The following is a 19,471-nucleotide window of genomic DNA, read 5'->3' as shown; positions in this document are numbered from 1 at the left end:
ACCGGGCCTACAATTAAACGTAGGCCGGGTAAGGCAACGCCGCCACCCGGCAATCAAGGCGCACGGTAAAACGGCTTATCCCCCAGGATCGTCGCCCGCTGCATAATCCTTCGCTGCGGCAGGTAATCCGCATTAGCGTAATGCTGCGTGACGCGGTTATCCCAGATCGCCAGATCGTTCTCCTGCCAGCGCCAGCGCACCTGGAACTCCGGTTTGGTGATGTGCGCGAACAGGAAGCCGAGCAGCGCCTCACTCTCTTTTTCCGCTACGTCCACGATGCGCGTGGTGAACCCTTCATTCACAAACAGCGCCTGCTTTCCGGTCACCGGATGGGTACGCACCACCGGGTGCAGCAGCGGGGGATGTTTTGCGACCGCATCCAGCCAGCGCTGGTGCTCCTCTTCGCTTTTGCGGTACTTGTACTCCGGGAACGATTTTTTGAAGTCATGCTCCGCCCGCAGGCCGCTCAGCAGAGTCTGGAGCGGCGCGGAGAGCGCCTCAAACGCGGCAATCCCGCTGGCCCACAGCGTATCCCCACCCGTCTCCGGCAGCTGTTTTGCTGCCAGAATCGCCCCGGCTGGCGGTGTGTCGATAAAGGTAACGTCCGTGTGCCAGTTGTCATTATCGGGCGGGTTATCGTTATGGGTGTCCAGCACGATAATTTCCTCCACCCCTTCCGCATGCGGGTAGACCGGGTGGATATGCAGGTCGCCAAAACGCAGGGCCAGCGCGCGCTGCTGCTGCGGGGTAATGGCCTGTTCACGCAGGAATACCACCTGATGACGTAGCACCGCGTGGTACAGCTGCTCAAACTGGTTATCGCTCAGCGGACGGGTTACGTCCAGGCCCGACACCTGCGCGCCAATATATGGCCCCAGCGGGGTAATGGTCAGTCGTTCACTCATTGTATTTCTCCATGCCAGGGCGTCAGGCGACGCTGTAGCGCGCGCAGTCCCAGTTCTAATCCAAAGGCAATCGCGGCGATCACCGCGATCCCTGCCAGTACCACGTCAGTCGCCAGGAACTCTCCCGCCGACTGCACCATAAACCCAAGGCCGCGCGTGGCGGCTATCAGCTCTGCCGCCACCAGCGTAGACCAGCCCACCCCAAGGCCGATGCGCAGCCCGGTCAGTATCTCCGGCAGCGCGCCTGGTAAAATGACGAACAGCAGTATCTGCGCGCGGCTGGCGCCGAGCGACTGCGCCGCACGTATGCGTACCTGCTGCGCACTCTTTACGCCAGCCAGGGCCGACATGGCTACCGGCGCAAATATCGCCAGGTATATCAGTAAGATCTTTGACGTCTCGCCGATGCCAAACCAGATCACCATCAGGGGCAGGTAAGCCAGCGGCGGGACGGGACGGTAAAGCTCTATCAGCGGGTCGAGAATGCCGCGTACCGTCGGGCTCAGTCCCATCGCGATCCCCACCGGAACGCCAATAATGACCGCCGCCAGCAGCGCCACCAGAATACGCATCAGACTGGCGCCTAAATGCTGCCAGAGCGTGGCATCCATAAAGCCCTGCGGCCCGGCGATAGTAATCAGTTTTTCCAGAACCTGGCCTGGCGGGGGCAGAAACAGCGGGCTGACCCACTGCTGCGCGGCAACCGCCCACCATACCGCCAGCACCACCACCAGCGTGCTGAGACTTAAGGTGAGCTGGCGAGAGAACGGCCAGCGTAAGGCAAGGCGCGTCCGCCGCGTTTTTTCACTGAAAACAATGCTCATGAGAACGCCTCCCGTTGCTCAAACACGCGGCTTAAGACGTATTCACGCTGTTCAATAAACAGCGGATCGGATTTGATGCTGCGTACCGGCTCTCCCGCCACATAGCGGCGGGCAAACTCAAGCGGCAGGCGCTCCAGCACGCGTCCCGGCCCCGGTGAGAGCAGCACCAGCTCCGTCGCCATAAACACGGCCTCTTCGATATCATGAGTGATTAACAGCACCTGCTTGCCGGTTTCGTGCCACAGGCGCAGCAGCAGGGTTTGCATCTGCTCGCGGGTGAAGGCATCCAGCGCCCCGAAAGGTTCGTCCAGCAACAGCAGCTGTGGGTTAGCCGCCAGCGCACGGGCGATCCCGACGCGCTGACGCTGCCCGCCTGAAAGCTGCCAGATAAAGCGTTTTTCAGCCCCCTCCAGCCCGACCTTTTTCAGCATATCGCGCGCCGTACTCAGGCGCTGTTCACGCGCTACACCGGCCAGTTGCAGACCAAACGCAACGTTTTCCTGAACGTTTCGCCACGGGAGTAATCCTTCATTCTGAAAGACCACGCCGCGCTCTGCGCCCGGCCCCGTTACCCGTTTCCCTTCCAGCTGGATCGTGCCGTGCTGATACGGTACAAACCCGGCGATCAGGTTCAGCAGCGTCGTTTTCCCGCAGCCGGACGGCCCCAGCACCACCAGCAGTTCACCGCTGTCCAGCGTCAGGTTGATCTCTTCCAGGGCGGGTTTGCCGCCGTAATCGGCAGACAGGTTTGTAATGTTCAGCATTGCAGCCCCCTTATTTCACAAAGCGATCGGTCACGAACTGGCTGTAATCCGCCGCCACCGCAGGCACTTTGCCCTGCTCTTTCAGGAACGTGGCAGTGTCGACAATCGCTTTGCTCACCGGCCCGTTCAACTGCTGGACCTGCTGCGCAGGCGTCAGATAGGTGTTGCCTTTTACCAGCCCCGGCACGTCAGCTTCCGGCACGCCGCTCAGACGTGAGAGCTTCTCCAGGTTGGCGGGATGTTTCAGCCATTCATCCGGGTTGCTGATGTATGGCTGCTGTGCGTCGATGGCGCTTTTGGCGAAGGCTTTCACCACTTCAGGGTGTTTCTCGGCAAAGTCCTTACGTACGACCCAGACGTCAAGGGTTGGCGCGCCCCACTGCCCCACTTTTTCGGAGTCGGTCAGCACGGTGCCCTCTTTTTCCAGCTCGTTGACGGCGGGCGCCCAGACGTATGCTCCGTCGATGTCGCCACGCTGCCAGGCGGCAATAATCGCCGGAGGTTGCAGGTTAATGATCTGCACCTGGCCCGGCTTAATGCCCCAGTGTTTCAGCGCTGCCAGCAGGCTGTAATGCGTGGTGGAGATAAACGGCACCGCGATGCGTTTGCCGATCAAATCTTCGGGTTTCGTTATAGTTTTCTTCACTACCAGCGCTTCGGAATTTCCGAGCTGCGACGCCAGCAGGAAAACTTCAATCGGCACCTGCTGGCTGGCGGCCACCGCCAGCGGGCTGGAGCCCAGGTTGCCAATCTGCACATCGCCCGAGGCTAACGCCCGCACAATCGCCGCGCCGCTGTCGAACTTGCGCCAGTCGACGTTCGCCCCGCTCGCTTTGGCGAAGGTGTTGTCCGCCTGCGCGACTTTCGCCGGCTCAGCGGAAGTCTGATACGCGACGGTGACGTCCACCGCCTGCGCCTGAAATGCCCACAGCGCCAGTGCGCCGAGAAGTGTGATCCGCGATGAAATTGCCATAATGTCTGCTCCCCTTGTTGTTATGAGGGCAGTATTTCCGGCGCGAGAATTTTGATAAAGGAATAAAAAAGAATCGCTAATGACGATTCGTTTTTAGAAAAAAAGCGGGAAAGGATAGTGAATTTTGTGCGGTTGTTTCTCCGGGTGGCGCTGCGCTTACCCGGCCTACGGTTCGTGCAATTTGTAGGCCGGGTAAGGCGCAGCCGCCACCCGGCAAAGACCTCAGCGCTGAACCGTCAGCGCAGCAATATCCTGCGGCGTGGTGCGACAGCAGCCGCCAATCAGCTTCGCACCGGCATCCAGCCACTGCGGTAAATACCCCGCCAGCGTCTCGCAGGCTTCACCGTGGTGATGCCAGGTTTTGCTCACCGCATCATAATGCTCGCCGGAATTCGGATAGACCACCAGCGGCAGCGACGTCAGGCTGTGCAGATGCGTCAGCGCCGCGGTGGTGTTTTCCAGCGCGATACAGTTGATCCCCAGCGCGACAACCTGCGAGTAGTTTTCCAGCGCAGAAACGACATCCCGCAGCGGCGTCCCGTCACTCAGGTGCTCGCTGTCACGCAGGGTAAATGAGAACCATGCCCGGGCGCGAGGATACGCCGTCAGCATCGCCGCCAGCGCCTTAATCTCCGGGAAAGAAGGCAGCGTTTCACAGGCCAGCAGATCCGCGCCCGCATCCAGCAGCGCCTCCACGCGGGGACGGTGGAACGCGGTGAACTCTTCAGCGCGACGCACATAATCGCCGCGATATTCAGATCCATCGGCAAGGTACGCGCCGTACGGCCCTACCGACCCCGCCACCAGCAGCGTGCCCGCCTGCGCATTCTCTGCCAGGTACGCTTCCCGCGCTTTGCGTGCCAGCTCTACGCTTTTGCCAATCAACGCCCGGGATTGCGCCTCGTCCAGCCCGCGTGCGGCAAAGCCCGCAGGCGTGGCCTGATAGCTGGCGGTGATCGCCACCTGTGCCCCCGCGCGGTAATAGTCGAGGTGCACGTCCCGGATCAGCTCAGGGTTTTCCATCAGCACTTTGGCCGACCAGAGGCTGTCGGCAAGGTTACAACCGCGCGCTTCCAGCTCCGTTGCCATCGCCCCATCCAGCACGACAAACGGCTGGTTTTCAAGGAGGGCGGTAAGCGGATTATTCTGCGACATGTTCAGGCTCCTGCGTGGTCATGTTTCGGGTCAGGTAGTACGCACCATAACACAGGGCGACAAACGGAAGCCCGCAATAAAGGGCAATACGCTGGCTGGGGTCAAACCACAGGCCGACGCAGGCCACCAGACAGAGGATAAAGCCAAGCACGGGCACCAGCGGATACCATGGCGCGCGATACTGCAACGCCGAAAGTGGCTGCCCGGACTGCACGTGACGGCGACGAAACACGAAGTGTGACGCGCAGATGCTGATCCACACCGCCACCACCGCAAAACCGGAAATGGCTGACAGGGCCACAAACACCGTATCCGGCGCGACCACGCTGGAGAACAGCGCCAGCACGCCACCCAGCATGGAAACGGAGAGCGCCGTCAGCGGCACGCCGTTTTTGTTGACGCGGGCAAAGCAGCGCGGCAGCGTTTTCTCGTTAGACAGAGACCACAGCATACGGCCAGAGGCGTACAGACCCGAGTTCGCCGCCGAGAGGATCGCCGTCAGGATCACGAAGTTAAAGATATCCGCCGCATACGGAATGCCGACCTTTTCAAACACCACCACGAACGGGCTTTTCTCCACGCCAGCCTGCTGCATCGGGATCAGCGCCGCCAGCACAAACACGGTGCCAATAAAGAAGATGATGAGCCGGGCGATGGTGGTGCGAATAGCAACCGGAATAACCTTGTGTGGGTTTTCCGTTTCTCCTGCCGCGATGCCGATAAGCTCCGTTCCGGAGAAGGCAAAGTTGACCGCCACCATGGTCATCAGGATCGGCATACCGCCGTGCGGGAACCAGCCTTCGGCAGTAATGTTGCTTAAGCCCGGCGCCGGTGAACCGTCCTGCATCGGGATAAAACCGAAGATCGCCGCCCCGCCGAGAATAATGAAGGCGATGATGGTGATGACTTTCACCAGCGAGAACCAGAATTCCCCTTCGGCGAAGAAGCGCGTGGAAATGACGTTAAGAGCAAAAATCACCACGCAAAAGACGACGCACCACGTCCAGACGGGAACCTGCGGGAACCAGTACTGCATACAGAACCCGGCTGCGGTAAAGCTCGATCCCAGCGCCACTGTCCACGTAAGCCAGTAGAGCCACGCCACGGTATACCCTGTCGCCGGGCCGAGATAACGAGCGGCGTAGACGTGGAACGCGCCGGTTTCCGGCATCGCTACGGAAAGCTCGCCCAGACACTGCATAACCAGCCAGACCACCAGCGCACCAATAAGATACGCCAGCAGCGTGCCCGCCGCGCCGGTTGTCGAAATGATGTATCCGGTATTGAAGAATAAACCTGTGCCGATAACGCCCCCCAGCGAGAGCATAATCAGGTGACGGGTTTTCATGGTGCGCTTAAGCTGCCCGTTTTGTTGTTCTGTTTGCATATTACCTTCTAAACGTATGGACATCTAAACATCCAAAGAAGGGTGTTATACCGCGATTGTTAACAAAAAGCCACCCGGCACGACTTCGGCGCAATTATTGGTAAATCTTTAAATCAGTTCTATAGTCGACACAGTTTCTTCTTCACCTGGACTCACTATGCGATTTAACGGACTGACCAAAGGTTTCTTTATTCTCATCCTGGCCCTTGTCACCTGGGCTTTCTTTGACGTGCTGTCACCCTATTTCTCGGCGATTCTGTGGGCCGCGATCCTGACCATCATTTTCAACCCGGTGAAAAACAAACTGCGTACCGCGCTGGGCGATCGCAACGGGCTGGCTTCTCTCCTAACACTCGGCATTATCTGCCTGATCGTGTTTATTCCGTTGATGGTGATCCTTTCCTCGCTCGCGGTGGAACTGAACATGGTTTACACCAAGCTGCAACAGAACAACACGCAGTTCCCGGAAGTCATCGCCGGTATTTTCAACCGACTACCGGACTGGGCCAGCGGCTTCCTGGCGGATCACAACCTGACCAACGCCGCGCAGATTCAGAAAAAGCTTTCCGATGTCGCGTTACAGGGTGGACAGTATCTGGCGGGAAGCGCGTTCCTGATTGGTAAAGGGACGTTCGGCTTTGCTATTAGCTTCGGCATTATGCTGTACCTGCTGTTTTTCCTGCTCAAAGACGGGCCCTATCTGGTGCGCCAGATCCTCGACTCGCTGCCGCTGTCTGACTTCGCCAAACAGCACCTGTTCGCTAAGTTTGTCGGCGTCTCGCGAGCCACGGTAAAAGGTACGGCGGTCGTGGCAGTGGTTCAGGGTACGCTTGGCGGTATCGCCTTTGCCATCGTCGGTATTGACGGTAGCGTACTGTGGGGAGCGCTGATGGCGTTTCTCTCCCTGGTGCCCGCCGTCGGCTCGGCTATCGTCTGGGTTCCCGCCGCGATCTTCCTGTTTGCCACTCACCAGCTGTGGCAGGGTCTGTTCATTGTGGGCTTTTTTGTCATTATCGTCGGGCTGGTGGACAACCTTTTACGTCCGCTGCTGGTGGGCAAAGACACCAAAATGCCGGACTACCTGATACTGATCACCACGCTCGGCGGTATGGAGCTGTACGGCATAAATGGTTTTGTGATTGGGCCGCTGATTGCCGCCCTGTTTATCGCCTGCTGGAACCTCTTCTCCGGCCGCGACCACGCAGGCAACGCCGAGGAGCTGGACGCAGACTTTATCGAAGAGGGAAAAAACCCTCCGGATCTCTAACGAAACGCGTTTTGTCAGGCGGCCCTGTGCCGCCTTTTTTTTCGCGATAAATCAGGGGTTTTCTATAATCTGAAATGAACGCTCTTCCACATTTGTCGTAGAAGGATCCAACAGGTGCGAATCGCCACGATCACAAACTGGGCCTATGGTGTCACGGTGTGCCTGACCATTGCCTCCGGTATCGTCATGCTGATGGCTTCCCATGCCGACAACGTAGAGCGTCAGGCTGTTAAGCAACGACAAATTTTTGACCAGCTTACGGAAGAGATTGAAGCAGAAACCTGGATGCTCTCCGATTTAGCGCGCCTTTACGCCATCAAAAAAGAGCCCGATGTGCTGAAAGCGTACCAGGCGAAAGAAGGTGAACTGAAGAATATTGAACACAAAGTGGGACAGTTAAAAGATACGGGCGCAACGGGCGAAGAGCTGGCGCTGCTGTATGAAGGGCTGAAGATTGTTGATGGCCTACAGGATGAACAGCAGGCAGCAATTGCCAGCGTCGCCCGGGGTGAGGAACAACAGGCCATTGCGTTACTCTTCGGCAAAATCTACGAACTTGAAACGGAACGCGCCCAGAGCAAGATTGACCATTTTCGTATGCTGCTGGATAAGCGCATTATTGCCGATGTCCAGGCGACGACCAACACGTCGAAAACGCTGCGTACCGCCTCAGAGGTGATGGTCGGCCTGACCGCCCTGCTCTTCTTATTCGTGATGGGCTTTATTCTCAAGCACCGCGTGCTGCGCCCGGTAGTGCGCCTCAGCGATGTGGTTCACCGCCTGGCCTCACAGGATTACGGCGTCGAAACGCCCAATTTCAACCAGGTCGATGAGATAGGCGATATGGCGCAGGCCATTCGCATTTTCCGCGAGAACGGGCTGGCAAGGCAGCGGCTTGAAAAAGAACGCGACGCAGACTGGGCCATCCGCGAGCTGCTCGCGCGAATGACCCAGCGCTTGCAGGGGTGCGAGAACGTCAGCGACGTGATTGAGGTGGCAGAGCTGTTTGCTCCCAACATTGCGCCGGGTATCGCCGGACGTCTGTATATCCTGGATCGAAACCCGTGGGAGATGCGCTGTGCGGCGGAATGGTTATCTCCACAGGGCGAAAAAAATGCTTTCCACCCCGATCAATGCTGGGCCATACGCCGTGGTCAGAGCCATCCACCGGTCAACGGCGAGCCGGATATCGGTTGCCAGCATCTGCCTGAATCACAAAAAGACAGCTCACTGTGCGTGCCGCTCATTGCGCAGGGGGAAGCCATTGGTTTGCTGTCGTTTCAGAACATCACGCCTGAAACGGCGCCGTCCCGCGCATATCTCGAATTAATGGCGGAAGCCCTGGGTCTGGCGCTGGCCAACCAGCGTCTGCGCGATGCCCTGCTGGAAAAAGCGCTATTCGACCCGCTCACCGGCTTGCGTAACCGCCACCACCTGGAAGATACCCTGCGCACTCAGATAGCTCAGGCAATGCGCAATGATGAGCCGGTGAGCTGCATGATGATCGACATCGATCACTTTAAAAGCATTAACGATCGCTTCGGCCATGAGGCTGGCGATCATGTGATTAAGAGCGTGGCGACAATCGTTCAGCGTGCCGTGCACGATGCCGGCCTGGCCTTCCGCTTTGGTGGCGAAGAGTTTCTGGTGCTGCTAACGGGTGCGGATGAGGAAGCGGCTCACGCCTGCGCAACTGAGATTTATAACGGCGTCCATACGCTGTCGCTGCGCTATGGGCTTGCTGAGATTGGCCCGGTGGATGTGTCGATCGGGATCGCCAGTTACCCGCAGCACGCCCAAAGCGACGACCTGCTGCGCGCGGCAGATGTGGCGCTTTACCGGGCGAAAGAGTTGGGGCGCTCGCGGATCGTCAGTTTCAGTATGCTGGAGACGGGTTAACCGAAACTCAGTGCAAATGACGTCAGAGGTACTCGCACTCTCTTATTCCCTCACATTGAGGGTGCGTTATCATTCTTTGTACAAATAAATTAATCTTAACGATGCCACCATTGATAAAAAATGGGGGTGCGTAAATATATCAATAAATCAAAGCGATCATTTTTTAAACCCGGGTGGCTAATTACACTGAGTTTTTATGTTTTAAAAAACGTAAGCTCCAGCCAGAGGTCTGCAATCACGGGGCAAACAACGATTATCCATTTGATTTTAATACATTTAATGAAGTATCGTTTGCAAAAAGCCGTGGCGTTCAACAAAATAGACAAACTTATAGGATAAATAACTTATAATTCTTATACTTCTGTTAAAAAGAGGAGGCCAATATGCGAATAATCCTAATGCTGTGCTGCTTTTTGGTACAAAGTTTAAGCTGGGCTGGCGAACTGCCAAAGCCTGTGGGCAAACCCATCTTAACCATTACCGGTAATATAGAAAATACGAACGAAAATGGAAAAGCCGTTTTTGATATTGCCAGCCTGGAAAAACTGGGGATGGTGAGTTTCCAGACGACCTCTCCCTGGTATAATGGCCGCACGAAGTTTGAGGGTATCCCGATGCGCAAACTCATGGAGTATGTGGGTGCTAAGGGTTCTGTTCTGAATGTGGTTGCACTCAATGATTATACTACCGTCATCCCTCTCAGCGACTTCCAGAAATACAACGCCATCCTGGCGTTAAAGGTCAATGGCGAATATATGCGCATCCGCGATAAAGGTCCGTCATTCATCGTCTACCCTTATGACAGTCTTCCTGAACTCAATAATCAGATTTATTACTCGCGATCGGCATGGCAGGTCAGCAAAATGAAGATTGAATAGTAGTTCAGGAGAACATAATGAACAGGATACTGGTTGGTATCATTTTTTCTCTTTTTATCACTACGGGATATATAGCCTTTCTTGTCTACGATCGTCAGCAAGAGTTGCAAAAATTGACTCACTACACTGAGTCCTGGTCTGTAGCCCAACTGGTATCTGAATATTACCGATTTGAATCATGGATTGGACTGTACGCAACCGAGACTGATGACGTTACGGTAGACCAGGTTCGCATGCGCCTGGAAATCATGCTGAGCCAGAATGATTTATTGAAAGAGGGCGGCCTGGGTCGTTATATAAACAGCGAAAAAGCGCATCAGGCGCTCGCCTTACGCCTGGAAAAGATACTGAACTATCTGGATGGTCATCTTGAGAAAATGAGCCGTTCAGAGTTAAAGCTCTATCTGAAAAATATGCATTCACTGGATGCCCCGCTAAGCCAGCTTTCATCAACGGCTTTAACAAAAGATGTTAATACAATCAATGAAACTAACCTAAAAATACAGGTTCTGTATTATATTTATTCAGCACTTTCGCTGTTACTGGTTATTTTAAGCTTCATACTGGGCTTTTTGATTATCTATCAAAATAAAAACATCCTCAAAGCACATACACAAGTTAAAACGTTAGCTGAAGAACTTCAGCTGTCCAAAGAAACCCTGCAAATCCAAAATACAAAACTGGAATACGATGTTTATCATGACTCCCTTACCGGCATGAAAAACCGTCTTTTCTTCTGGGATGATCTCAATAAACTTAATCTACAGGCTGAGGAAAAACATATTTCGGTCACGGTGATGTTATTCGATTTAGACCGGTTCAAAGAGGTGAATGATACCTACGGTCATGATGCTGGCGATTTACTGTTACGTGAGGTATCCACGCGCCTTAACGCTTTGAGCCGCTTTTCAGAGACATTTTATCGTTTGGGCGGCGACGAATTTGCTTTTCTCTCCAGTGGCTTAACCGAAGCCGCAGCTGTTTCACGCGCGCGAGAAATCAGTGATAGCATCAGCAAGCCCTATACAATTAATAATCAACTCATCAAAATAGCCACCTGTGTGGGTATTGTTTTATCGGATAACGAACGACGTTCAGATTACCTTTATAAATTTGCCGATCTGGCGCTCTATGAAGCCAAGAAAGAAGGTTCTCAGCAAATCAAAGTCTTCCGCCAGCGAATGCTACAGAAGTTGCAGGAGAGCAGAACCCTTGAAAATGATATGGCAAGAGCAATAGAGAATGATGAGTTTATTGTTTATTACCAGCCTATTGTGAATTCCGTCAGCAAGGAAATTTACGGCTATGAAGCGCTTATTCGCTGGATGCACCCCGTCAAGGGGATGCTCTCCCCGGATAGCTTTATTTTCGCCGCTGAAAAAACAGGCATGATCAACGAGATAGGTAAAACTGTACTTAAGCTGGCCTGTAGGGAAGCGGTCTCCTGGGCTGTTCCGGCCAGGATCTCCGTCAACGTCTCGCCTGTTCAGTTAGGCAGCAAATCATTTATTAATACGGTGCAGTCCGTTCTGGCTGAGACCGGGCTCCCGGCTAACCGTCTTGAGTTAGAGGTCACAGAGTCTTCCCTCTTCAGTGACAGAAATAACCCCATTGCGATCCTCAAAAAACTACGCTCACTGGGCGTAAGAATTTCTATTGATGATTTTGGCACGGGTTATTCGTCGCTCTCCAGACTCAGCGAACTGAATTTTGATAAAATCAAGATCGATAAATCTTTTGTCAATCCGATATCTACGCAGGAAGATGCGCTTAATATTGTGAAGCTGATTACCGGTATGGCTAAAAGCCTTAATATGGGCGTCATAGCTGAGGGCGTTGAGACCGAAGAGCAGCTTGAGCGGCTTCAGGCTCTGGGTTGCGAGCTTGTGCAGGGATATCTTTTCAGCAAACCACAGCCTCAGGTCGACAGCAAAATTAAGAGCGGCCAGGAATGATCCCCTCTCCTCAGCCCGATACCAACCGGGATCACATTTTTCGCCCCTGGGTATTCACTGACAATAAACAGGTGTTATCATTCACCCCGTAAATACCTATCAACTCAATCCGAGGCTTTGATGCTGGAGAATGTAATCATCCGATAATCAGCTTCCCGACCTTTCCAGGCCGGACTGATTATCAATGCGCCGAAATCGTATGCGGACACCGCTGTGTGTTTGCACGTTTTGCACATGATGATTAAACAGGTTTTCCAGTATGAATTTATCCCGTCAGGAACAACGTACCTTACACGTTCTCGCCAAAGGTGGCCGTATTGTGCACGTCCGCGATAACTCTGGCCGCGTCACCGCCGTTGAATGCTATAGCCGCGAAGGGCTACTGCTGGCTGACTGCACCCTCGCCGTTTTCAAAAAGCTCAAAACCAAAAAGCTGATCAAATCCGTTAACGGTCAGCCCTACCGCATTAACACCACCGGGCTGAACAATGTTCGCGCTCAGCCTGATAATCGTTAAGGAGAGGATGATGGATATCCCACGTATTTTTACTGTTAGCGAAAGCGAACACCGCATTCATAACCCCTTTACACCAGAGAAGTACGCGACGCTGGGCCGCGTGTTACGCATGAAGCCAGGCACACGCATTCTCGATCTCGGCAGCGGCTCGGGAGAGATGCTTTGTACCTGGGCACGTGATTACGGTATTACCGGTACCGGCATCGACATGAGCCAGCTCTTCACCACGCAGGCCACGCGGCGCGCAGAGGAACTCGGCGTCAGCGAACGCGTCCATTTCATTCATAACGACGCGGCCGGCTACGTCGCGAATGAAAAATGTGACGTGGCGGCCTGCGTTGGCGCAACCTGGATTGCGGGTGGCGTAGCCGGGACGATGGATCTGCTGGCAAAAAGCCTCAAGCCCGGGGGAATAATGCTCATCGGCGAACCGTACTGGCGTCAGGTACCCGCGACGGCAGAGATAGCTCAGGCCTGCGGCGTCTCGTCGATTGCAGACTTTCTTACTCTGCCCGGTCTGGTTGCGTCTTTCGATCAACAGGGCTATGACCTGGTTGAAATGGTGCTGGCTGATCAGGAAGGCTGGGACAGGTACGAAGCCGCAAAATGGATGACCATGCGGCGCTGGCTGGAGGAAAACCCAGACGATGACTTCGCGCAGGAGGTTCGGGCGGAGCTGACGATAGCGCCTGAACGTCATGTGACGTACACGCGGGAGTACTTTGGCTGGGGGGTGTTTGCGTTAATGGCGCGATAACATGGCGCTGGCGGTATAGCCTTTAGGGTTATGCCGCCGTTCAACTTCTTTGAGGTACAAAACGATGACGCGAAAATGTGCAGCCAATGGCAATATTTGCTGCCATGGTCTGAGAACGAGATTTACTGGAATGCAAGGTTACCGTTTGATTTGAAATGGGGCCCATAATAAGAATAATTCAAGAATACAAATAACTGTTAAAAAATAAGTTTTATATGGGAATATAAAAAAATGCCCCCACCGTGAGACTAGAGACCATTAAAGTAGTCCCATATTCATATAAAGGTTGAGGCCAGTAAAGGAAGGTGTCATACCATTCTCATATATGACACCTTGAAACGCATAAAATAACAATTGCAGCAATAATATCAAGCAAAACGATTCTGATCAGTTTTTAATCGCTTGATTGCAATAAGGATGTGTCAATTGACCATTATCACTATGCCCAACCCCACCTTCTCTAACTCGAATGACATGATCGTATGACACTGATTTAGTAGCATCCAAATAACCTTTACAAATAGGGCATTTTATAGCGGAAAATAGTGCTGCATTAATAAATATCTTACTTTTTTGGTCATCGCTGAATTTCTTTGATTTTGCTGCAAGATCACCAGCAACAATTTTGCCTTGAAGGCCAGCTAGTTGAATTAACTCTACCTCAGATATTTCATCACTCAATTCTAATCTCTTTATTAAATTATCCAAGAACTCTTTATATTTCAAATCCCTTGCCCTATGACTATTTTTCTGAATAATCATAGAAATCAACTCCTTATCTTTTACTAAAATTGACTCTAAATCAGATCTCACAGCAGTGAATTTTTTAAAGAATCCTTTATCGTTATTATTTATCTTTTCAGCTATTAAAGCTGAAGTACCTAAAAACATGGGACTGGTATGTCTACCTGTTGGCCCATAAAAATAAACTGCTGGATGTAATCCTAAGCTACCATCACCATTTCCCGTAATAACCTCAGCCAATTTGATGGCATTAGTCAAAGACTGAATAGTCGTAGCACCAAACTCATCATCGTCCTGTTTATCTAAAGATTTAGGATTACCTTGCTGATCTCTATTAGCAATAAGAATAAAATCGATAAGCAATTGAATCGCAACCCTAACGCCTCTGGCCCCCCCTAGGGGCAAATCAAGAGTCTTAACTGGAGTATTCAAATCAGGATCAAATAGTATGGTATGCAGTTTTTTTGCAGCCTTTTCTATTTTATCTGAGTAATCTTGACTAAATGCCGACCAATAACGATGCCCTTTCCCTGCTCGAATCACTGCGCGTGCCGATATAGATGTCGGTTTATGCCTATTTTTTAAGAGTAGCTCTTCAACCTCATCAAGAGGTGTGCCTTGCATATTAATATTGAAGAATGAACTTTCTGCTTTATCGGCATTGCCTTTGACCCACTGGATAGTTAGCCCTCTAGTCAAAATATTTGTTATTTTATTTCTTTCGGTTGCAGATATATCTTCATCTAATAGCCGTTGTTTAAAATGACGCCAACTTCCAACTCGCTCATTAATCAATTTTCGGGTTTTGTCTGCAATGCTTCTTTGCTCTTTCGAAATTTCAGCACCAAAATATTTTAATGACAACGGACCATCACCATAATCATCCTCAATCCAGGCCTTTAAAACACTTAATCTGTGCCCACCATCAATTACGAATATATATGAACTTTTCCATAAAATTACTGCTGGTATCAGATCGCCATTAACATAACTTTCAAGCATTGATACCACTTGATTTGGTGACCAGTGATTTGTCTCACGTTGAAAATCTGGTTTTCTTAAAATAGCAGTAAAATCATTCAAATCTCTGACCGAAATACTATTTATTGTATCAAAAGTCGTTTCGTCATCAGTTTCAGCAGCAAAATCCGCACGCTTAATCATCGCATCCAAATTTACTAAAATAGCTTTGCTCGCCATGTCTTCTCCGTAAGCCCAACAGTGACTAATTTGATGAGTATCGTCCTGAAATCATGACATTTAACCCAACACTATTGCAACCAAACTGTTAGGTGAAATGTGATCAAGCCATTTTATTTGGCAATTAATCATAGAATTCTCTTCTAGACCAAAATCGCACTTCACTGCACCCTCCTGCGGTTTTCAGATCACAAAAATTTTTTCAGTTGGGATTTTACAAATGATAGCGCCAGACCACGCCACAACTGGGGATATACTGCGAGCAGGGAACTGAAAAGAGTGAAAAGGATTTCAGCTTTTTCAGTTTAGCTTTACTCCAACATCGTCATCACTTGAATTAAGCTATTGATAGTAAAGTGATATAAAATTTCAAGGGAGAATTTTCTTGAAAACTAACGACTCACTTAAAAGTTAACAATCTGATTTTTATGCACATTCTTTCTTAAGCAACTGAAATTTACTGAACCGAAGCCGAGAAAATTTTAGTGAACCCTCCCATGGGAAGTACGCCGATGATACTGTCCTCGATATCCTGTCTCATATTATTCCCTCACGAATTGCGGTTAATGCTTTCGATTGCAGCAGGTATTCAAACGTCGCCACCCAACCACGGTCGTTATCACCGAAGTGGAATGGACTTTCCGCGGTCATGAACGCTTTCACGTATGCCCGGTAGCGCCCTGCTTCTTCCCTGTGGTTATGTTTGCCATTACCTCAGGACTGTGCAGGTCAAATGTGACAGTTCTAGATTGGCCTCAGGTTGACCTTGATAAGTGCATGGCATGGATGCCCCCCGACGAAACAAAAGCCGGCAATGCGATTGGCGTTCCGCTGAACGAAACAGCTTGCGAAATATTGCGCAGCCAGCAAGGAAAGCATAAGCGCTGGGTATTTGTTCATACCAAGCCAGGGTACAGAAGTGACGGGACGAAAACGGCAGCGGTAAGTAAAATGCGGACAGATAGTAATAAGGCATGGAAGGGAGCACTAAAGCGGGCAGGAATTAGCAATTTCCGCTTCCATGACCTCAGGCATACATGGGCGAGCAGGCTCGTTCAGTCTGGCGTTTCACTTCTGGCGCTGAAGGAAATGGGGGATGGGAGACACTGGAAATGGTTCAACGATATGCGCATTTATCTGCCGGACACCTGACAGAGCACGCGAGCAAAATTGACGCGATTATTGGTCTTAATGCCACAAATACGGCACAGGAGGAGAACGTGGTTTACTTGAATGTAAGATAAGTAATTGAAATAACTGGTGCCGATAATAGGAGTCGAACCTACGACCTTCGCATTACGAATGCGCTGCTCTACCAACTGAGCTATATCGGCCCTGAAAGGCCGGTTACGAGCGTAACCACGGGGCAAAAGAGTAGATCTAACCGGGTGATGCGTCAATGCCCTTTTGAATCAAACGGCTATTTTTGCATCACCCGCGATTATTTACCCACGAATCGTATCATCACCGTAGCCGATCCACTTGTAGGTGGTCAGAGCTTCCAGCCCCATCGGACCGCGGGCATGCAGCTTCTGAGTGCTCACAGCCACCTCCGCGCCCAGACCAAACTGGCCGCCATCGGTGAAGCGCGTCGAGGCATTCACGTAAACCGCAGACGAATCCACTTCATTCACAAACCGATCGGCATTGCGCAGGGTGCGCGTCAGGATCGCGTCAGAATGCTGGGTTCCGTGTTCACGAATGTGCGCAATAGCGTCATCGAGATCCGCAACCACCTTCACGTTCAGATCCAGCGACAAATACTCATCGTCGTACTGCTCCGCGTTAACCGGAACGACCTTCGCCGGACCGTCTTTCAGCAGGGCGAGAGACTTCTCATCCGCATGCAGCGTGACGCCACTTTCCGCCATCTGCTTGCTCAGCGCTGGCAGGAAGGTACTGGCGATGCCCTGATGCACCAGCAGCGTTTCCACCGTATTACAGGTGCTTGGACGCTGTGTTTTAGCGTTGACGATAATCTTCAGCGCAGGTTCTACCTCCGCGGTGTCATCCACTACGATATGGCATACGCCAATACCACCGGTGATCACCGGAATGGTAGATTGCTCACGGCACAGCTTGTGCAAGCCCGCGCCGCCGCGTGGGATCAGCATGTCGATGTATTTGTCCATGCGCAGCATCTCGTTGACCAGCGCACGGTCGGGGCTTTCAATCGCCTGCACGGCACCCGCCGGTAAACCACACTCCTCCAGCGCCTGCTGAATGACGTTTACCGTCGCGGCGTTGGTGCGCCAGGTCTCCTTCCCGCCACGCAGGATCGCGGCATTACCGGTCTTCAGGCACAGGGAGGCGACATCCACCGTCACGTTTGGACGCGCTTCGTAAATCACCCCAATGACGCCAAGCGGCACGCGGCGACGCTCAAGGCGTAATCCGCTGTCGAGCACCCCACCGTCAATCACCTGCCCTACCGGGTCGGCGAGGTTGCACACCTGACGGACGTCGTCGGCAATACCTTTCAGACGCGCCGGGGTCAGCGCCAGACGATCGAGCATCGCTTCACTCAAGCCGTTGCGACGCGCTTCCAGCAGATCCTGCTCGTTGGCGAGCAAAATTTCCTGCGACTGAGATTCCAGATAATCAGCGATTTTTTCCAGCACGCGATTTTTCTCGCGGCTGGAAAGGAGCGCCAGTCTATAAGAGGCGGCTTTCGCGGCTGCGCCCATTTGTTCCAGCATGTTCTGGCTCCTTAACGAATAATCATGTCGTCACGATGCACGGCAACCGGGCCATATTCATAGCCCAGGATGGCGTCGATCTGCTGGGAATGGTGACCAGCAATCCGACGCAGCGCGTCGCTGTTATAACGACTTACGCCATGAGCGATGTCGCGACCTTCAAGGTTACGGATTCGGATCACTTCACCACGCGAGAAGTTGCCTGTCACGCTTTTAATTCCTTTTGGAAGTAACGAGCTTCCTCTTTCCAGAATAGCGGCGGTCGCGCCTTCATCCACGGTCAGTTCGCCAGCCGGGGGCGCACCAAAGATCCAGCGTTTTCGGTTTTCCAGCGGGGACGCCTGGGCGTGGAAGCGAGTGCCCACAGAGATGCCTTCCATCACATCACCGATCACGCCCGGACGGCTGCCCGCGGCGATGATGGTGTCGATACCGGCCCGGCACGCCACGTCCGCGGCCTGTAACTTGGTACCCATGCCGCCGGTCCCCAGACCAGAAACGCTGTCACCCGCAATGGCACGCAGCGCATCGTCAATGCCGTGAACGTCTTTGATCAGTTCAGCCTGTGGATTAGAGCGCGGGTCAGCGGTAAACAGCCCCTGCTGATCGGTCAGAAGCAGCAGCTTATCGGCCCCTGCCAGGATCGCCGCCAGCGCAGAGAGGTTATCGTTGTCGCCTACTTTGATTTCAGCGGTGGCAACAGCGTCGTTTTCGTTAATGACCGGAACGATATGGTTATCCAGCAGCGCACGCAGCGTATCGCGGGCGTTCAGGAAACGTTCTCTGTCTTCCATATCCGCACGCGTCAGCAGCATCTGCCCGACGTGAATGCCGTAGATGGAGAACAGTTGTTCCCAGAGCTGTATAAGTCGGCTTTGTCCCACAGCGGCCAGCAGCTGTTTGGAGGCGATCGTCGCGGGGAGTTCGGGGTAGCCCAGGTGTTCACGCCCGGCGGCAATCGCCCCGGAAGTCACAATCACAATACGATGCCCTGCGGCATGCAACTGAGCGCACTGACGTACAAGCTCAACGATATGGGCACGATTCAGGCGGCGCGATCCGCCTGTTAACACACTGGTACCGAGTTTTACCACCAGCGTCTGGCTGTCACTCATGATTCTCTGCCGTTCAACAATAAGGGAAAATGATGTCAGTCAGACGTTTTAACAGGTGTCAGCTCCGTTGCCAACTGCCTTAGCGCATGACCCGTCACTTTGTTGCGCGGGATCAGGAAGCGTAGCGGCAGATTTTGACAATTTTATTACCGAAAAATTAAAACATACTTTTTTAGACATATTCTTACTTTGTCATAAAACTTTCACCCACGAACGATAAAACCCTTCCTGTTTTTCACGGGGTAATAAGTCGAATCTTATTACTCAGCGAATATTAGCGCGTTTTTATAAAATCAGGATTGAAAATGAAAAAGAGCACTCTGGCATTAGTGGTAATGGGCGTAGTTGCTTCCGCATCTGTTCAGGCAGCAGAAGTTTATAATAAAAACGGGAATAAACTGGACGTGTACGGCAAAGTAAAAGCAATGCACT

At 52.5% G+C, this 19,471-nt stretch carries 15 protein-coding genes, 1 tRNA gene and 2 pseudogenes; 8 read left to right on the top strand and 10 right to left on the bottom strand.

Annotation, left to right across the window (positions count from 1 at the left end; genetic code table 11):
• Positions 1-53: 53 nt before the first annotated feature.
• The 6 genes from tauD to mmuP all read right to left on the bottom strand — a co-directional run bounded on the left by tauD (position 54) and on the right by mmuP (position 6,008).
• Entirely contained in the window at positions 54-905 is an 852-nt protein-coding gene (tauD, locus tag IMQ56_RS01380; protein WP_017694443.1) for a taurine dioxygenase, read from the bottom strand.
• The gene (gene tauC, locus IMQ56_RS01375) at positions 902-1,729 is read right to left on the bottom strand and encodes a taurine ABC transporter permease TauC (RefSeq protein ID WP_023296000.1); all 828 of its coding nucleotides are present in this window, start codon (positions 1,727-1,729) and stop codon (positions 902-904) included. Before tauC ends, tauD begins: the two co-directional genes overlap by 4 nt.
• Positions 1,726-2,493 carry a taurine ABC transporter ATP-binding subunit gene (tauB, locus tag IMQ56_RS01370; protein WP_017383143.1) on the bottom strand — a complete coding sequence of 256 codons (768 nt, stop codon included), beginning with the start codon at positions 2,491-2,493 and terminating at the stop codon, positions 1,726-1,728. Before tauB ends, tauC begins: the two co-directional genes overlap by 4 nt.
• Before the next feature lie 10 nt (positions 2,494-2,503).
• Positions 2,504-3,466 carry a taurine ABC transporter substrate-binding protein gene (tauA, locus tag IMQ56_RS01365; RefSeq protein WP_047718014.1) on the bottom strand — a complete coding sequence of 321 codons (963 nt, stop codon included), beginning with the start codon at positions 3,464-3,466 and terminating at the stop codon, positions 2,504-2,506.
• A 222-nt stretch (positions 3,467-3,688) separates the two neighbouring features.
• Complete coding sequence (mmuM, locus tag IMQ56_RS01360) at positions 3,689-4,621, bottom strand: homocysteine S-methyltransferase (RefSeq protein ID WP_032647373.1); 933 nt, start codon at positions 4,619-4,621, stop codon at positions 3,689-3,691.
• On the bottom strand, positions 4,608-6,008 hold the full coding sequence (gene mmuP / locus IMQ56_RS01355) for an S-methylmethionine permease (protein ID WP_196063774.1): 1,401 nt from the start codon (positions 6,006-6,008) through the stop codon (positions 4,608-4,610). The genes mmuM and mmuP overlap by 14 nt, the downstream gene beginning before the upstream one ends.
• Positions 6,009-6,165: 157 nt before the next feature.
• Between mmuP and IMQ56_RS01350 the strand changes: the two genes are divergently transcribed.
• From IMQ56_RS01350 to IMQ56_RS01325, 6 genes are all read left to right on the top strand, one after another.
• Entirely contained in the window at positions 6,166-7,275 is a 1,110-nt protein-coding gene (locus IMQ56_RS01350) for an AI-2E family transporter (RefSeq protein WP_017383139.1), read from the top strand.
• 114 nt (positions 7,276-7,389) lie between these two features.
• Entirely contained in the window at positions 7,390-9,174 is a 1,785-nt protein-coding gene (locus IMQ56_RS01345; RefSeq protein WP_196063775.1) for a diguanylate cyclase, read from the top strand.
• A gap of 383 nt (positions 9,175-9,557) precedes the next feature.
• Positions 9,558-10,052, top strand: coding sequence for a molybdopterin-dependent oxidoreductase (locus IMQ56_RS01340; RefSeq protein WP_023303170.1), 495 nt, complete (start codon positions 9,558-9,560; stop codon positions 10,050-10,052).
• A 17-nt stretch (positions 10,053-10,069) separates the two neighbouring features.
• Positions 10,070-12,007 (top strand): bifunctional diguanylate cyclase/phosphodiesterase, encoded by a 1,938-nt coding sequence (locus tag IMQ56_RS01335; RefSeq protein WP_045349979.1) that lies wholly within the window; start codon positions 10,070-10,072, stop codon positions 12,005-12,007.
• A 259-nt stretch (positions 12,008-12,266) separates the two neighbouring features.
• The gene (locus IMQ56_RS01330) at positions 12,267-12,524 is read left to right on the top strand and encodes a YjhX family toxin (protein WP_017694448.1); all 258 of its coding nucleotides are present in this window, start codon (positions 12,267-12,269) and stop codon (positions 12,522-12,524) included.
• A 10-nt stretch (positions 12,525-12,534) separates the two neighbouring features.
• The gene (locus IMQ56_RS01325) at positions 12,535-13,281 is read left to right on the top strand and encodes a class I SAM-dependent methyltransferase (RefSeq protein ID WP_047746097.1); all 747 of its coding nucleotides are present in this window, start codon (positions 12,535-12,537) and stop codon (positions 13,279-13,281) included.
• A gap of 387 nt (positions 13,282-13,668) precedes the next feature.
• On the opposite strand, the gene IMQ56_RS01320 is transcribed toward IMQ56_RS01325, so the two are convergent.
• Complete coding sequence (locus IMQ56_RS01320) at positions 13,669-15,225, bottom strand: DUF262 domain-containing protein (protein ID WP_058686223.1); 1,557 nt, start codon at positions 15,223-15,225, stop codon at positions 13,669-13,671.
• Between the two features lie 690 nt (positions 15,226-15,915).
• Here IMQ56_RS01320 and IMQ56_RS01315 point away from each other — a divergent pair.
• Positions 15,916-16,469 (top strand): annotated as a pseudogene (locus IMQ56_RS01315) (site-specific integrase); the annotation flags it as partial.
• Positions 16,470-16,483: 14 nt separating this feature from the next.
• Here IMQ56_RS01315 and IMQ56_RS01310 read toward each other — a convergent pair.
• From IMQ56_RS01310 to proB, 3 genes are all read right to left on the bottom strand, one after another.
• Positions 16,484-16,559, bottom strand: a tRNA-Thr gene (locus tag IMQ56_RS01310).
• Between the two features lie 111 nt (positions 16,560-16,670).
• Entirely contained in the window at positions 16,671-17,924 is a 1,254-nt protein-coding gene (proA, locus tag IMQ56_RS01305) for a glutamate-5-semialdehyde dehydrogenase (protein ID WP_126543017.1), read from the bottom strand.
• Between the two features lie 11 nt (positions 17,925-17,935).
• A complete protein-coding gene (gene proB, locus IMQ56_RS01300) occupies positions 17,936-19,039 on the bottom strand; it encodes a glutamate 5-kinase (protein ID WP_015571369.1) in 1,104 nt (367 codons plus the stop codon).
• Positions 19,040-19,344: 305 nt separating this feature from the next.
• Here proB and IMQ56_RS01295 point away from each other — a divergent pair.
• Positions 19,345-19,471 (top strand): annotated as a pseudogene (locus IMQ56_RS01295) (phosphoporin PhoE); the annotation flags it as partial.

The organism is Enterobacter sp. Res13-Sevr-PEC09-46 (assembly GCF_015672585.1).
Classification (GTDB): Bacteria; Pseudomonadota; Gammaproteobacteria; order Enterobacterales; family Enterobacteriaceae; genus Enterobacter; species Enterobacter hormaechei_C.
Note: the sequence above shows the minus strand (reverse complement) of the source record. Positions and strands in the feature narration are given on the sequence as shown.

Bases quoted from the DNA above. Each gene is read 5' to 3' on its own strand.
- IMQ56_RS01325 (WP_047746097.1), top strand. From the start codon at position 12,535: ATGGATATCCCACGTATTTTTACTGTTAGCGAAAGCGAACACCGCATT.
- IMQ56_RS01340 (WP_023303170.1), top strand. From the start codon at position 9,558: ATGCGAATAATCCTAATGCTGTGCTGCTTTTTGGTACAAAGTTTAAGC.
- mmuP (WP_196063774.1), bottom strand. From the start codon at position 6,008: ATGCAAACAGAACAACAAAACGGGCAGCTTAAGCGCACCATGAAAACC.
- tauB (WP_017383143.1), bottom strand. From the start codon at position 2,493: ATGCTGAACATTACAAACCTGTCTGCCGATTACGGCGGCAAACCCGCC.
- tauC (WP_023296000.1), bottom strand. From the start codon at position 1,729: ATGAGCATTGTTTTCAGTGAAAAAACGCGGCGGACGCGCCTTGCCTTA.
- IMQ56_RS01350 (WP_017383139.1), top strand. From the start codon at position 6,166: ATGCGATTTAACGGACTGACCAAAGGTTTCTTTATTCTCATCCTGGCC.
- tauD (WP_017694443.1), bottom strand. From the start codon at position 905: ATGAGTGAACGACTGACCATTACCCCGCTGGGGCCATATATTGGCGCG.
- IMQ56_RS01335 (WP_045349979.1), top strand. From the start codon at position 10,070: ATGAACAGGATACTGGTTGGTATCATTTTTTCTCTTTTTATCACTACG.
- mmuM (WP_032647373.1), bottom strand. From the start codon at position 4,621: ATGTCGCAGAATAATCCGCTTACCGCCCTCCTTGAAAACCAGCCGTTT.
- IMQ56_RS01320 (WP_058686223.1), bottom strand. From the start codon at position 15,225: ATGGCGAGCAAAGCTATTTTAGTAAATTTGGATGCGATGATTAAGCGT.
- proB (WP_015571369.1), bottom strand. From the start codon at position 19,039: ATGAGTGACAGCCAGACGCTGGTGGTAAAACTCGGTACCAGTGTGTTA.
- proA (WP_126543017.1), bottom strand. From the start codon at position 17,924: ATGCTGGAACAAATGGGCGCAGCCGCGAAAGCCGCCTCTTATAGACTG.
- IMQ56_RS01330 (WP_017694448.1), top strand. From the start codon at position 12,267: ATGAATTTATCCCGTCAGGAACAACGTACCTTACACGTTCTCGCCAAA.
- tauA (WP_047718014.1), bottom strand. From the start codon at position 3,466: ATGGCAATTTCATCGCGGATCACACTTCTCGGCGCACTGGCGCTGTGG.